Origin of the sequence: Adlercreutzia wanghongyangiae (assembly GCF_035989245.1) — a bacterium.
GTDB classification, from domain to species: domain Bacteria; phylum Actinomycetota; class Coriobacteriia; order Coriobacteriales; family Eggerthellaceae; genus Adlercreutzia; species Adlercreutzia wanghongyangiae.
This window is the reverse complement of sequence record NZ_JAYMFF010000003.1, coordinates 62565-76685: the sequence shown is the minus strand read 5'-3', so window position 1 is coordinate 76685 and position 14121 is coordinate 62565. Positions and strand designations below refer to the sequence as shown.

Here is a 14121-nt window from a genome sequence, read left to right as displayed (position 1 = left end):
TTCGCCCGAGGGCGGGTACCAAACCTCAGATCTTGCCGCGAAAAGGTACCAAACCGCCCCGTTCTGTCGCGGATTCGCCTTCCCCAGGTACCAAATCGCCCATCTTGCCCGGACGGCGGCGAGGGAAGGGACCGAATCATCCATCTTGATCACAACCGGTCAAGAGGGATAGAAGCCTACTTGCCGCCGCCAGCGACCAGTCGTCGCCCGGCTCGTCGGGCATCTCGCCCCGGCGGCTCACCCGGGCACTGCGCAGCACATCGCGGCAGCGGTTCTGGACGCAGGTGATCAGCCACGCTTTCTCGTGCTCGGCATCATTGAACGTGCGAGGGCGCTCCACCAGCGAGAGGAACACCGCCTGGGCGGCATCCTCGGCCTCGGCGGCGCTGCCCAAAAAGGAATAGCACAGCCGATACACCGTCCCAATATGGCGACGGTACACAGTTTCCATGTCGGTTTGCGAGGCCACGGCTTCTCCTTCCCTTTTCCCTAACACGATTGGGGAAGGCGTTTTGTCGGAAGATTTTGGAAAATTTTTACCCCAGCTGGCTGACGAGGTTGTCGGTCTCGCGGGCGATGCGCATTTCCTCGTCGGTGGTGACGACGCAGATTTTGATGGGGCTGTCGTCGATGGAGATGATGCGGTTCACGCCGATCTGGCCCGTCACATCGTTGCGCTCGTGATCTAAGATCATGCCCATGTGCGCCAGCCCCGAGAAGATGCGCTCGCGCAACTCAGCGGAGTTCTCGCCGATGCCAGCGGTCATCACCACGGCGTCAGTGCGGGTCATGGCCGCGTAGTAGCCGCCAATGGCCTTCTGAATGCGGTACACGTACATGTCGATGGCCAGCTCCGCCAGCTCGTTGCCGGTAGCCGCCGCCCGGAGCACGTCGCGCATGTCGGCCGACACGCCGGACACGCCCAGAACGCCGCTCTGCTTGTTCAGCACAGCGTCCATCTCGTCGAAGGACTTATGCTCGCGGCGCATAAGATAGGTGACGATGGCCGGATCGATGCTGCCGCTTCGCGTGCCCATCATGAGGCCCTCGAGCGGCGTGAAGCCCATGGAGGTGTCGATGGACTTCCCGTGGTTCACCGCCGTGATGGAGCCGCCGTTGCCCAAATGGCACGTGATGAGGCCCAGATCGCGCAGCGGCCGCCCGAGCAGGTTGGCCGCCTGCTGGGCCGCGTAGCGGTGGCTCGTGCCGTGGGCGCCGTAGCGGCGGATTTTGTACTCGTCGTAGTAGCGCATCGGCAGCGGGTACATGTACGCTTTCGCCGGCATGGTGGCGTGGAAGGCGGTGTCGAACACGGCCACCTGCGGGGTTTCGGGCATGAGCTCGCGCATCATGTCGATGCAGGCGTCGGCCGGCGGGTTGTGCAGCGGGGCCAGTTCCTCGCAAGCCGTCAGCTTCTCGCGGGCCGGCTCGTCGATGACCACGGACTTGGTGAAGTACTCCCCACCGGCCACGATGCGGTTGCCAATGGCGTCGATCTGCTGAAGGCCGCTGATGGGGCTCTCGGGGTCGTCCACGAGCACTTCCAAAAGCTTCGCCAGACACTGGGCCACCGTGAGGTCGGCCACGTTGTAGGTGGTCTTGCGGAAGTCCGGCGCGAAGGACACGTTCATGTACGCTTCAGGCGTGCCCACCTTCTCGGCCAGGCACTTCATGAGCGACACCTTGCCGTCAGTCTCGATGAGCTGGCTCTTCAGCGACGACGACCCCGCATTTACCACCAGTACGCGCATGACTTCTCCCTTTCATACGACAAGAGCCGCCCGAAGGCGGCTCTTTGCATGCGATGGTCGGGATGACAGGATTTGAACCTGCGGCCTCTGCGTCCCGAACGCAGCGCTCTACCAAGCTGAGCCACATCCCGAAGTGCTCTTCTTACGAACAGCGAACGCTATGATACCACAGAAGCGCCGCAGCGCAAGGAAAAACTTAGCGGCCGCGCTCGGCTTCCTTTTTGGCGAGGTAGTCCTTCGGCACCACCTTCACCACGATGACGCCGTCGCTCATCACGTCGCCGGCGTCATCGTAGGCGGCCACGTCCCACATCAGCTTGTAGCCCGCCTTCGTGGAGGGCACGCGATCGGTCAGCTTCGCCACGCCGCGCACGCTGCCCACCTTGCCGCTCTTCTTGTGACGGATATCCACATGCACGCCGAAGGGCTGCTCGGTCTCCAAATCGCAGGCGAACTCGCCGCCGGCCGAGGCCACCGATTCCAGAAGCGCGATGGTGGCGCCCCCATGCACGAAGCCGAAAGGCTGCAGAATGGCCGGGGTGATGGGCATGACAGCCTCCACCAGACCGGGCTCGATCTTCGTGAACTTCACCCCCAGCGTGTGGTTCAGGCCCTGGGTCTCGCGCTTGCGGGCCACCTCGGCAGCCACGCCGGTCAGTTCGTTCTCGGTCACGGGTCGTCATCCTTTCACATTGTCGTTGGGCGTTTGAGCCGCAGCGGCGTCTCGGTCGGCCGCCTCGGCCTCCGAGCGCGCCCGCGATGCCAGGGCGGCGGCCTCGTGCGCCGCGGCCTCGGCCTCGCGCGCCGTTTGGCTCGCCATTTGGCTTTGGGCGGTGGCGGCTGTGGCGGCTTCCACCCGCCGGGCCTCTTGCTCCTGGGCCGGCAGGCTGGCGCTTACCTCGGCGGCCTGGCTCTGCAGGTCCTTGGTTTCCTTGGGCACGAATGCGCGCATCCGCTGGATGACGAACGCGCCCACCAAAAACGGCAGCCAGAACACAATGCCACGGTACACCATGACCACGGCCAGGCCCGTCGCGGAATCTACGCCGAACAGCGCGAATGCCACCGTTACGGCCGCTTCCACCACGCCGACGCCCTGAGGCACAAAGGAAATCATAGCAAACAGCGTAGCCACCACATACCCGCAGATCAGCGCTTCTGGGTGATGGACACCGAAGGCGAAGCCCACCAGTACGAAGCACCCCATCTCGCAAATGCTGGACAAGGTGGTCCACAGAAACGACTGCACCGTCTTGCGCGGGTTTTTCGTGATGAGGTGCGCTGCGCTGGAGAAGTTGTGGATGGTGCGGTCGACTGCGTCATCCACAGGCCCCTTCTTGAACTTCGCCAACACCTTGTCAGCCAACTTCACGAAGGGATACAGCACCTTCAGCACCAGGTTGGGCTTCAGGCCGCCCACGGTGATCATCAGCACCAGGCCGCCCACCAGCGCGATGGCCACCGCGCCCACGGCAAGCCATCCCGGTTGCAACCCCACGGTGAACGACAGAATGCCGAAAGTGACCAGCATGATGATGACGAACCCCGTATCGATGGACAGCTGCATCAGCAACGCCGCCGTGGTGCCCTTGCCCGCTTGCATGCCGTTCTTCGTGGCCGTGGCCATCACCAACGATGTGCCGGCCAGATTCATGGAAGGCGCCACCGTGTTCATGAAGAACGTGCCGAACACCAGCGACAATCCCGTGCCGTAGCTGATATGGCCGTTCACCGTGTTGAAGCAGGCTTGGAAACCGCGGCCCTGGGCCAGGTACTTCCCCACCTGGGCGGCCACGGCCAGGGCCACGAAGGCCGGCGTTCCCTGCTTGATGGTGTCCACCAATTTCACCAGCGAATCGCCGGAAAAGAAGATGAAGGCGAGCACGATGACGGCCACGATGCCGATCATGATCTTCTGCAAGTTCCCCCGCACGGGACCCACCTCCGTTGCCGTGGCGCAGGCCCGGCCGTCGTCCGCTAGCCCTCGCGCCCTTCCGGGCAGCTGCCCCACGTCGTCGCCTCGGCCGAAGCCGCAACGACGGGAACGGCACCCTCTGTCGTTTCGCTATTCCCCTGAAGGATACCCTCTTTGTGGGCCTTCTCGCTCAGCATTGCCCCATCTTCGGCCTGTCGTTCCCAACCTGTTGTCCGCCGTAAATCTTGGGAGGCAGACCGGCGGGCGGCACGGCGCTCTCGGGCACGCGCCCGCAGGCCGTCCACACGCTTGCGGGCGTGGCCCAGGGCGTCGTCCACGTAATGCTGCAGCGAGCCCAGCGAGAAGGGGCGGTCGAAGGCCGGGCGCTTCAGGAACAGCCAGATGGCCAGCAGAATGCCCGCGATGCCAATGTGAATGGTGCCCTGGAACAGGAACTCGGCGCCGGCCACCAGCACCAGCAGGCAGATGGTGAAGGCCCACGCCGTGCGGAACCGCAGGATAAGCCCCGCCGCCAGCACCAGCAACAGCATGGACCCGATGATGAGCGGGCCGCCCACGAATACCGTGGACATATCGATCCACGAGGTGAGCATGGTGTAGGGCGCGAACGACGAGGGAATGAAGGCCAAGCCGATGTTCACTAGGCCGATAATGGCCACCAGCGTGCCGGCGATCCAGCCGATGTCCTTGTGCTTCTGCTCCTCGCTGGCCGTTTTCTTACTGGCGAAAAAGCCCGATTGCGAAAGCAGCACCGCGCCGATGCAGAAGGGAATCCAGAACATGATGCCGCGGTACACCAGCGCAATGGCCGTGGCCGTGGCCAACGAGCAGCCGTAGGCCGTGAGAATAGCCGCGATGGCCGCCTCCACCACGCCGATGCCCTGGGGTGTGGGGCTGAGGATAACCGAGATGGCCGCCACGGCGAAGGCCGCCACCAGAGGCGCTGCCTGCTCGAAGCCGAAGGCGAACCCGATGGCCACCAGCGTGGCCATGTTCAAAATGGCCGAGAACGACGCATAGGCCACGGTGATGAACGTGCCGCGCGGATTATGGGCCAGAATGTTGGCCGTGTTCTCGAAGGAGTGGGCGGTCTTGCGGCCCCAACCGGCGCCGAGCGACTTCTTGAACACGCCCACGATGCGGTTCAGCACGTTCTGCAGCCCCAGGAAGAAGCGGTACAGTACCCGCGGCTTCAGATGGCCGATGAAGAACAGGCTGGAAAGCGCCACCAGCGTAACGGCCAGGCACAGCGCGCCGGTCACAAACAGGAAGTTCACCTCGCCGGCCACGAGCATCGTGATGAACCCGATGGCGGAAATGACGAAGATGGCGGCGAAGTAGCCGATCTGCGAGAGAATGGCACCGCCCGTGGACTGGCCCGCGTCGCAGCCCTCGCGGTGGGCGTCGTCGATGATGAAGGCAACGCCGGTGGCCCCCGAGAACAGGCAGAACGTGTTGATGAACACCAACGAGAAGATGAGCACCACGTTGTGCCAGAAGCCCGTAGCATGGCCCACGGCGTCGAAGGCGGCGTCGTAGGAAGCGGCCTGCACGAGGTGGCGCGCCAGCATCAGGATGATGGCCAGCACCAGCGGCAGAAAGGCGCCCGTTTGCAGGGTATCCACAAACGTTGCCAGGTAATCGGCGTTGCCAATGAGAAAGCACACGGCCACGATGCCCAAGATGAGCAGCAGGGCTTTCTTCAAAGGACGTCCTTTCCTCGGGTACATTTCAAGTGCGTTTGAACAGGCCCATTATATAACGGAGCGCGCCCCGTGAAGGATGACGCGCTCCATCATCATTGGTTCCGCATGGGGCCAGGCGTCGTGCTACTTCTGCCGACGGCGGCCGAGCAGCACCAGCGCGATGCCGCTGGCAATGACCACCGCGAAGGCGATCAGCATGGGCAAGCCCAGGTCGTCGCCGGTTTGGGCGAAGTCGGAAGAGGCCTTCGCGGCCGTTGCGGCACGATCGGCCTTGGCCTTGCCGGATGCGGTTGCCTGCTTATCGTCCGTCCTGCCGGTTGCGCCGTTGTCGGCAGGCTTCCCCGTGTCGGAGGCCACCTCGCCGGCCGCGTTGTGCGCATCGTCGCCCGTCGCGCCGGCAGCACCCGATGCATCCGCGCCGCCCTCGTTGCCGGAAGGCTCGTTCGTCCCGGCACCGTCGCCTTCCGAGCCCGTACCGCCACCGTCGCCGCCTTCATCGGGGTCGGTCGCCGTGCGCAGGCGGTTTTCCCATACCACGGGGCTGGGCTGGGCGTTCAGATCGACATCGACCCACTGGTCGCTGTCGGCCGGCTTCTTCCGCACATGGGTGATAGCCGCCTCCAGATTGTCGTCAGCGTCCTTGGCCACCTCCACGGTGATGACGTAGGAGCTCTCGTCGAGCACCACGTCGGAAGCCGCCCGGCTGGGCGCCGTCTGCTTCACCGCGTAGAAGAAGCGCCCCGGCTCGCCGTAGACCTCATCGGTGATGAGGCGCACCCCGGCGCCGCTGGACCCGTCGGATGCCGCACCGCACGGCACCGACGCGTCGTCGAGGATCGTGCCGTCCTCGGCCACCTCGCGCACCTCGAAGTTGAACTCGCCGGCGGCAATCTGGCCATCCGGCAGGTACACAGCCCCGTCGTAGGAGTCGAGCACGGCACCGCCGAAGATGTTGACGAAGCCCGCACCCGTGCCCGAGACGGCCTTCTCCGGCCGCCTGTCGAACGTGGCGTCGCCCAGGGGCAGAATGGCAATTTCGGGATTGTTCGAATCGATGCCCGTTTCATACACGTACAGGTAGATGCGCTTCACGGTGTCGTCGTAGGTAACGCCCTGATACACGTAGCGGCCGAGCACATCGTGCGTCACGCCGTCCTTCAGCGAGCCGTCGGCGTTACGCGGCGGCTGCTCGGCCACGGTGTAGCAGAACACCGTGCCGTGGGAGCGCTGGGTGCTCGTCTCACCGAGCGAGGCCTGGTCGAACGTGAGGGGCCCGAAGGAAACCGTGCCGTCGGCGCTGTTCACCACCATGTTCGACGCCGGCGTCGGCTGCAAGGCCGAGGGATAGTACACCAGGCCGCCATGGGCCACCAGCTCGTACTTCTCGGCATCGGAAAGCGTGCTGGAGCGCAGCTGGCTGGGAAGCTTCGAGGCCAGGGGTATCTTGGCAGCGCCGGCAGCGGCGATGCGGAAGGTAAACTCGCCGGCTTGCAACGTGCGGCCCTCGAGGTACTTCATGCCGGAAATCGTGAAGGAAGCCGGCTGGGCAGCCGCAGCAGTACCCTTCGATGCCGGAGCAGCCGGGACCGCCTTCGCCTGCCCGTCCTTCGCCGGATCGGCCGATTCGGCCGCTGTCGGATCGGCCTGAGCCGTCTTCGCCGGGCCATCCTTCGTCGGAACGGCCTGAGCCGCCAAGCCGGCCGGGGCCGCATCGGCCGAGTCGGTCGCCACGCTATCGCCTGCCGCTTCCCCGTAGGGGCGGGCTTCAGCCCGCCCGACCGGAGCCGTCGCATCAACCGGCACCGAAACCGCCGACGAAGCCTCAGCCGCGCGCAGGGGCAGCTCGTTGGTGCCGGGCGCGCGATCACCTTCGGCGGCCCCCGCCACCGAGGCCCCGGCCAGCACCAGGCAGCCGGCCGCCAACACGGCCAAAGCCGCCGTCCAAAACCGACGCCCCACGGTGCCGCGTTTCATTTCATGGTTCTGCGTCATTGCGCTCACCCGCCTTCTCGTAACGAGGGTGGCGCTGCGGCCTGAGCCACCGCGCCACCCTCAGCATAGGGGGTGAACCCTGATCATTTCCCTTCGCGAAAGGTTTGTTCGCGGTCCGTCATCCCGCCGTAAGGGGCGGGTGAACCGGCGCAGGCCGCAAGGTCGTCGCGGCGAGAACCTAGTCCACGAACTCCATGAGGTCGCTGTGCAGCAGCCAGTCGCGCTCGGCCGCGCCGGCGCCCTCCTTATCGGTTTGCAAGAACAAGAACCCGTAGAAGCCCACCGTTTTGGGGTCGAAATCATGGTACGACAGCACGTGGCTGAAACGCGCCAGCAGCGCCTGGCTGTTGAAGGGGCGCGCCAGGTCGGCTTCAGGCGCCGGGTTCAGCAACGACATAGAGAACACCTGGTCGGGGTGCGCCCCGTACAAGGCTGCCAAGTCCACCGCCTCGTTTTCCAAAAACGCCGCGTAGGTGCGCAAGCCCACGCCGAAATAGGCTACGTCGGTACCGCCCAGGCCCGCAAAGCGCAGCGGGTTGAACTCGATGGGGGCGATCACATCGCCGTCGACGCGCAGCTCCACGTGAAGGGGAATGTTACGCGCGCCCACCACCTCGTTCACGGCGCGCAGCCACTCCATGAAGCGCGGCTCCATCTCGTTCACTATGGCGGCGTCGGTCAGGTACAGGCGATCGGAGGTGTCCTCGGGATCGGCGAAATCGTGGCGCAGAATGTTCAGGATGTGCGGCGCGCCCTCTTCGTCGTAGTAGCAGTCCAGCGCGTATTCCACACCGCCAATGAAGCCCTCGATGATGTACACGTCGCCGCCCACCACGCTCTCGGGATAGCGGGAATGCCAGCCTTCCTCGCGCCGGGCGATGTCGGCCACGGCATCGGCCCAATCGTCGGGCTCCTCGATGATGTACACGCCCATGGAGCAGAAGCCCACCGACGGCTTCAGCACCACCGGCAGAGGCAGATCGTCCACGTTGATGGCGTCCAGCTCCTCGCGGCTGACCGTGGCGTAGAACAGATCGGGGTTCAACGACGCCAACTTCTCGCGCATGGCCGCCTTGTCCTTGAACAGCGCAATGGCGGCGGTGAGACCGGGGTTGTCCACGCGCTCCATGATCCAGGCCAGGGCATTCTCGGAATTGGTGTACACGCGCTCGCCCGCTTCCAGACGGCGGACGGCCTCGGCATCGTCCACCAGGTTGATGGCGCGCGTCGCGGCCAACGAACGCGAGAAATCGTTGGCGAACACCGGGTGGCCCGACGCCTCCATCCAATCGAGCAGCGGCACAGACGCATGGGGGGCATCGAGAATGATCATGGCAGCTCCTTCGTCGGGGGGGGATCGCGCGTTCATTATAGTCCTCGGCCCCTAGCCAAAGACCTCCGCCCGCCATCTGACAGCTATTCGATGCCGTACTTGCGGCGGAGGCGGGCCAGTTGGTTCAGCAGCGGATTGGCCGCGAACAGCAACGTGAGGGCCGTGGCTGCGCCGTGGATGGCGTTCACGGGAACGCCCGCCAGGTAAACGGCCGCGATGCTGGCCGAGTTCAGCGATGACATCAGCAAAAGCAGCGTGCTTGTGTCCAAAATGGGGCCGAGCACCACGAGCACGAAGGCGAAGCCGCCCGCCGCCAGGGCTACGCGCTGGGCGGGGCGCAAACGGCTGCGGGGCACCACGCCGCGCTGGGCCAGAAACCCGAACAGCGCGCCTGCGGCGCCGAAAGCGAGCATCTGAAACGGGGTCCACGGCCCCTGACCGAAGATGAAACCCGAAGCCAATGCCGCAAGCGCCCCCACGAGAAAGCCCGACCGCGCGCCCAGGGCAATGCCCGCGATGATGACCACGCCGGCCATGGGCTTGAAGTGGGGCACGAAGGCGAACACCGCCCGGGAAGCCACAGCCAGGGCGGCCAGCACAGCGATAAGCACCACCTCGCGGGCGCCCGGGCGCTCGTATTCGAAGGCGGCGAGGAAGGGCACGAGGCCCAGGGTAATAACGAGCGCCGCGGCCACGTACGGGCTTACGCGCAGCACCGTGAGCACGCCAACAGCAGCAAGCGCTATGAGCGTGGCTGCCACCAGGGCCACACGGCGAATGATTGCGCGCTTCACTGCGCTACACCTCCTAACGCGGAACGGGAGGGCTGCGCATCTCCCCTAGGACGCCCGTCGCCGTCGTAGTCGGCAACCTGAACGCTGCGGCAGCAGGCGATGACATCTTCCACGGTAACCGCACCGGGGAACACGTCGCGCGCCACACGGCTAGCGGCCGTGGTGTAGAAACTGGCAGCGGCGAAGATCTCGCGGGGAGCAGCGCAGGCCGCCACGACACCGTCGAACACGAGCGCCACGCAGCGCGACCATGCGGCGCAGAAGTCCAGGTCGTGAGAAGCTACGACCACGGTCGTCCCCTCGGCGGCCAAATCGGCGAGCAGCGCGCCAAGGGACGCCTTCGCAGCAGCATCGAGCCCCTTGGTCGGCTCGTCCAGAAGCAGCAGGCGCGGGCGTGCGATCAGCACTTTGGCCAAGGCCACGCGCTGGCGCTCGCCGCCCGAGAGGTCTAAGGGATGGGCATCCAGCAGGCCGTCCACCTCGCAACGGGCGGCCATGCGGGCAACCAGCGCCGCGTCACCCGACATTTCCTCCAACTCCGCGCGCACCGTCTCCCGCGAGAAGAGCAGCGTGGGATCCTGAGGCAGCAGGGCCACCGGCATCGCGGCAGGCCGCCGCAACGCTCCAAGCCGGCGGCCGAGCACCTCAACGCTCCCTTGATACGGCCGCACAAGACCGGCCAGCACCTTCAGCACCGTCGACTTCCCCGCTCCATTAGCACCGACGAGGGCCGTCACGGCGCCGGCGGGCACCCCGAGCGACAAGCCGCGCAGCACGTCGGCCCTATCGCGCCCGTAGCGAAAGCGCACATCGCGCAACCGCGCCGCAAGAGCGGCGTCCGCGGAACCCTGGCAGGCCGCCGGCAAAGGAGCGCCTGCGACCGCGCAACCCGCAGCCGCGTCATCTCCGGCAGCCACTGCGCCGTGCGCAACCGTGCGAGCGCCCGCGTTCTGCGCCCACTTTTCCAGCCAGCGACGCCCCTCGGCCACCGTCAGAGGCGCCGACAGCGCATCCTCCTCTGCCGACACCGCAGCGTGCACCCGCAGCGCCGCCGGGAGCGCGGTGGCCAACGGGCTTCCCGATGATGCCACCTGGGCCGCCACCATCCGCGGATCGCCGGTCTCGATCACGCGGCCCTTTTCTAAAACCACCAGCGTATCGGCATCGGCCAGCGCTTCTTCCAGACAATGCTCGGCCATGATCACCGTCACACCCAACTCGCGGTTCACACGACGCACCGCTGCCAGGAAATCGGCTGCAGCGATAGGATCCAGCTGGCTGGTGGGCTCGTCCAGCACCAGCACCTCCGGCCCCGCGGCCATCACCGACGCTAAGTTCAGCAGCTGCTTTTGGCCGCCCGACAAAGACAAAGTCGATTGGTGCAACCATGGCCCGATGCCGAAAAAACTCGTCATCTCGGCCACGCGCAGGCCCATCATCTCGCGCGCGCACCCGACGTTTTCCAAACCAAAGGCCAGCTCGGCCTCCACGCGATCGCAGACGATCTGCGCATCGGGCTCCTGCATCACAAATCCGATGCCACACGCCTGGTCGCGCGAGGAAAGCCCCTCGAGGGGCACCCCGTTCCACCGCACTGCTCCCGCACGCTCGCCGGCCGGAGCAAGCGGCGGCTTCAGGCAGCGCAGCAGCGTGGTCTTCCCGCAGCCCGACAGGCCCGCCACCACGGTGTAGCTACCCGGGGCAAAGTCGAGCGAAACGTCGTTCAGGGCGGCGCGCGCGGCCCCCGGATACGTGAATGTCAGATGTTCCAGAGCGAGCAGCGCCATCGCACCTCCCCCGCCACAGCCAGCATCGTGGGCAGCAGCACCATCGCCGTCCACGACACCCAACCGACAAGTACGAGGGCATCAGCTGCGGGCAGCTGGAATCGCGGCAGAAACTCTGCCGCACCGGCTCCCGCCGCAACCCCCGCGCCCATCCCGAACGCGAGCACCCCCAGCAGGGCCATCAGCGCCCCTTCCCGCCACCTGAAGCGGTAGCGGCCCCAGGCGGTGCGCGAACCCGAGCCGAAGCCCCGGGCGGCCAGGGAATCGGCCGTCGTCACGCCCTGCTCAAGCGACCACGCCGTCAACGACGACAGCAGCGTGGCACCGACGCGCACCTTTCCGCCCAGGCCATCGGCCTCAGACACGCCGAGCCCCACGCCAGCTCGCGCCTCGGCCAAAGCGGTAGCGCGACGCCCATAGGCCGGCACCAAGCGCAGCACCAGCGTAAGCACCGTCGTCAGTGCGGGCGCCCGGCCGCCAAACAGGTATGTCACCTTCTCGGCCGTCAATGCGCGACTCGCCACCGAGAACCAAAGCAGCGCGGCCCCCAGTGCACCGCCCATCGTACCGCCAAACATAAGGACCTCGGCGGTATACGGACGGCCGAACACCTCGAACAGCACGGTATCGCCCGCGGTGTTGAACAGCGGGTTCAACAGGGTCACCCCCGCCCCGAGCACCGCGATGCCACCGATAAGGGGCAGCGCCGACCGGCCGCGTACCGCCAAGCAGGCCATCGTCGCGCCCACCAACGAGAGCCCCGCGAACACGGGGCTCATCACGAGCATCGTCACGCCGATGATGCCCGCGAAATACGCCAGCACCACTGTCGGATGGCAATGGGAAAATATGTCGCGCGTGGATTCCATACAAGCAGAGCGGGGGCCGACGCTCAACAGCCCGGCCCCTGCACGCAACAGCTTGGCGATGGCGGCCTAGACGAAGAACGTCCACTCGACGGTGTCGCCGTCGGCCAGCTTGCAAACGTCGCAACCCTCCATGACCTGCTCGTTGTTCACGGTGAACACCCAGCCGCTCATTTCACCCTCGGAACCGTTTGCAATGCCGTTGATGGAGGTGACGTACTTGCCGTAGTCGCCGTCCTCAGCCTGCACGTCCCAGCCGGTAGCCACCAGCGCGTCGTACACGGTGCCCTCGGCGGGAACCGTCACCTCCACGTTCTCGGAGGCAGCGTCGGCACCCTCGGGCATCGTCACCGACACGGTCACCTTGGCCTCGGCCGCATCGGCCCCAGCCGCATCGCCCTCGGCAGAGGTGCCGTTCTGCTCAGCCGCAGCAGCCGCAGCGTCCTGGGCGTCGGCATTGTCGGCCGCCGTGCTGTCGCCCGCGCAGCCGGCCAGGGCCAGCAGGGCGGCAAAGGCCAGGGCGAGCAGGCTCGCAAACAGCTTCTTCGTGGTGTTCTGGGCATTCTGATACATGAGGCAAACCTTTCTTCTCCAGGGCTCGTGCCTCTCGGCTTGGTGTTCCGACTTCGTCCCGAACGACGGTGCGCTGCGAAGAAACACGCTTCGCAACAACCATCACGTCCGGGAACCTTACGGTTACTGGTATAGCGCGGGATTCGCACCCGCATTCCCCAAGGCAAAGGCGCCCGCGCGCCGGCACCCCGCCGACCGCTCGCGCCCGCACCGCATACTGCGGCCCGATGAGCCATTGACCCGAGCATTATGGCACAAAGAGGCCGTCCTGCAGGGGACGGCCTCCGTGTTCGTTGATTATTCCACCGCTCCCGTCATACGCGAGCGGAACTCCGGCGCCCACAGCGCCTTGGGGCAGTGAGCGTCTACGAGCGGCCGAGGCTCTTCTCGTGGCGCTCGCGGGCCTCGGCGCTGTAGCGCTGACGGTAGCGCACGTCCACCAGCTCGGCCACGATGGCAATGGCCAGCTCCGCCGGCGTCTTCGCCCCAAACTTCAACCCGATGGGACGCTTCACGCGATCCCAGTCGGCCTCAGAGACACCGCCAGCAACCACCAGATCGTGCACGGTGGAGTTCTTCCCCGCGCAGCCCATCATGCCCACGTAGTGCACGCCGTTCTGCAACGCCCAGATGCAGCTCTCGGGGTCAAACATGTGACCGCGCGTGAGCACGCACACGTAGTCATCGGGACGCGCGGGCATATTCGCCAGCTCGTCGAAATTGCCGCCGTGCAGCATAATGCGCTCGGCCGCGGGAAAGCGCTCCTCGTTCAGGAACGCCGGGTCGTGGTCGACCGCCACCACGTGGAAGCCCACGTGGTCGGCCAGCGCCGCCACTTCCACCGCCGCATCCGACGCGCCCAGCAGCCACACCCGCACCTTGCCGAACAGCGGCGCGCTGGCCCAGGTGAGGCCATCAAACTGATCGTTGTGCATGGAGGGGCCGCGAGTGACGTCCTTGGCCTGGAAGATATCGCGGGGCGACAGCTCGCGGGAGGCCACGATCTCCTTGGCATCGTTGCAGAAGAACACGAGCGGCTCGCCATCGGCCGAGCCCGTCTCGCCGTACTTCTTCGTCACCTCGTTATCCACGTTGGCCTGGGCCGCCGCAGCGTCATAGACCACCTTGAAGCCGAGCCACGCCAAGTCGCCCTCGTCCATGGCGCGCAGGGCGCGCTCGAAGGTGGGGGTGTCGGCCTCGGTCAGTGTTGCGGCAATAGTCGCAAGAGTTTCGGGCCCAATGTGCGGGTCGCCCGCCGTGGCCTCCTCGGAAAACGCCGGGAAGTCTTCCGCAGCGAGAGAGGGCACACGCCTCTCGCGCAGATCGGCGATGATCGCCTCGATGATTTCACGCTTCATTGCCACCTCCGACAAAAAGATCTTC

12 protein-coding genes and 1 tRNA gene are annotated in these 14121 nt (G+C 65.9%); all 13 read right to left on the bottom strand.

The window, feature by feature from the left end:
* Nucleotides 1-136: 136 nt before the first annotated feature.
* Entirely contained in the window at nt 137-469 is a 333-nt protein-coding gene (locus VIN30_RS02995; RefSeq protein WP_338209177.1) for an RNA polymerase sigma factor, read from the bottom strand.
* Nucleotides 470-536: 67 nt separating this feature from the next.
* On the bottom strand, nt 537-1751 hold the full coding sequence (locus VIN30_RS02990) for an acetate/propionate family kinase (protein WP_338209175.1): 1215 nt from the start codon (nt 1749-1751) through the stop codon (nt 537-539).
* A gap of 54 nt (nt 1752-1805) precedes the next feature.
* Nucleotides 1806-1882 (bottom strand) — tRNA-Pro (locus VIN30_RS02985).
* A gap of 65 nt (nt 1883-1947) precedes the next feature.
* Nucleotides 1948-2424 (bottom strand): PaaI family thioesterase, encoded by a 477-nt coding sequence (locus tag VIN30_RS02980; RefSeq protein ID WP_326423967.1) that lies wholly within the window; start codon nt 2422-2424, stop codon nt 1948-1950.
* Nucleotides 2425-2430: 6 nt separating this feature from the next.
* Nucleotides 2431-3684, bottom strand: coding sequence for a lysylphosphatidylglycerol synthase transmembrane domain-containing protein (locus VIN30_RS02975; protein ID WP_338209171.1), 1254 nt, complete (start codon nt 3682-3684; stop codon nt 2431-2433).
* A gap of 44 nt (nt 3685-3728) precedes the next feature.
* Nucleotides 3729-5393 (bottom strand): lysylphosphatidylglycerol synthase domain-containing protein, encoded by a 1665-nt coding sequence (locus VIN30_RS02970; RefSeq protein WP_338209170.1) that lies wholly within the window; start codon nt 5391-5393, stop codon nt 3729-3731.
* A gap of 123 nt (nt 5394-5516) precedes the next feature.
* Nucleotides 5517-7385, bottom strand: a complete 1869-nt coding sequence (locus tag VIN30_RS02965; protein ID WP_338209168.1) for a Spy0128 family protein — start codon at nt 7383-7385, stop codon at nt 5517-5519.
* A 178-nt stretch (nt 7386-7563) separates the two neighbouring features.
* Complete coding sequence (locus tag VIN30_RS02960) at nt 7564-8718, bottom strand: ATP-grasp domain-containing protein (RefSeq protein WP_338209166.1); 1155 nt, start codon at nt 8716-8718, stop codon at nt 7564-7566.
* An 83-nt stretch (nt 8719-8801) separates the two neighbouring features.
* Complete coding sequence (locus VIN30_RS02955; protein ID WP_338209164.1) at nt 8802-9512, bottom strand: ECF transporter S component; 711 nt, start codon at nt 9510-9512, stop codon at nt 8802-8804.
* Nucleotides 9509-11299: an ABC transporter ATP-binding protein gene (locus VIN30_RS02950; RefSeq protein ID WP_338209162.1), complete on the bottom strand. Its 1791-nt coding sequence runs from the start codon at nt 11297-11299 to the stop codon at nt 9509-9511. Before VIN30_RS02950 ends, VIN30_RS02955 begins: the two co-directional genes overlap by 4 nt.
* On the bottom strand, nt 11272-12168 hold the full coding sequence (locus tag VIN30_RS02945) for an energy-coupling factor transporter transmembrane component T family protein (protein ID WP_338209161.1): 897 nt from the start codon (nt 12166-12168) through the stop codon (nt 11272-11274). The genes VIN30_RS02950 and VIN30_RS02945 overlap by 28 nt, the downstream gene beginning before the upstream one ends.
* Before the next feature lie 66 nt (nt 12169-12234).
* Nucleotides 12235-12738 carry a DUF4430 domain-containing protein gene (locus VIN30_RS02940; protein WP_338209159.1) on the bottom strand — a complete coding sequence of 168 codons (504 nt, stop codon included), beginning with the start codon at nt 12736-12738 and terminating at the stop codon, nt 12235-12237.
* A 365-nt stretch (nt 12739-13103) separates the two neighbouring features.
* Complete coding sequence (locus VIN30_RS02935) at nt 13104-14096, bottom strand: XdhC family protein (protein WP_338209157.1); 993 nt, start codon at nt 14094-14096, stop codon at nt 13104-13106.
* Nucleotides 14097-14121: the final 25 nt, after the last annotated feature.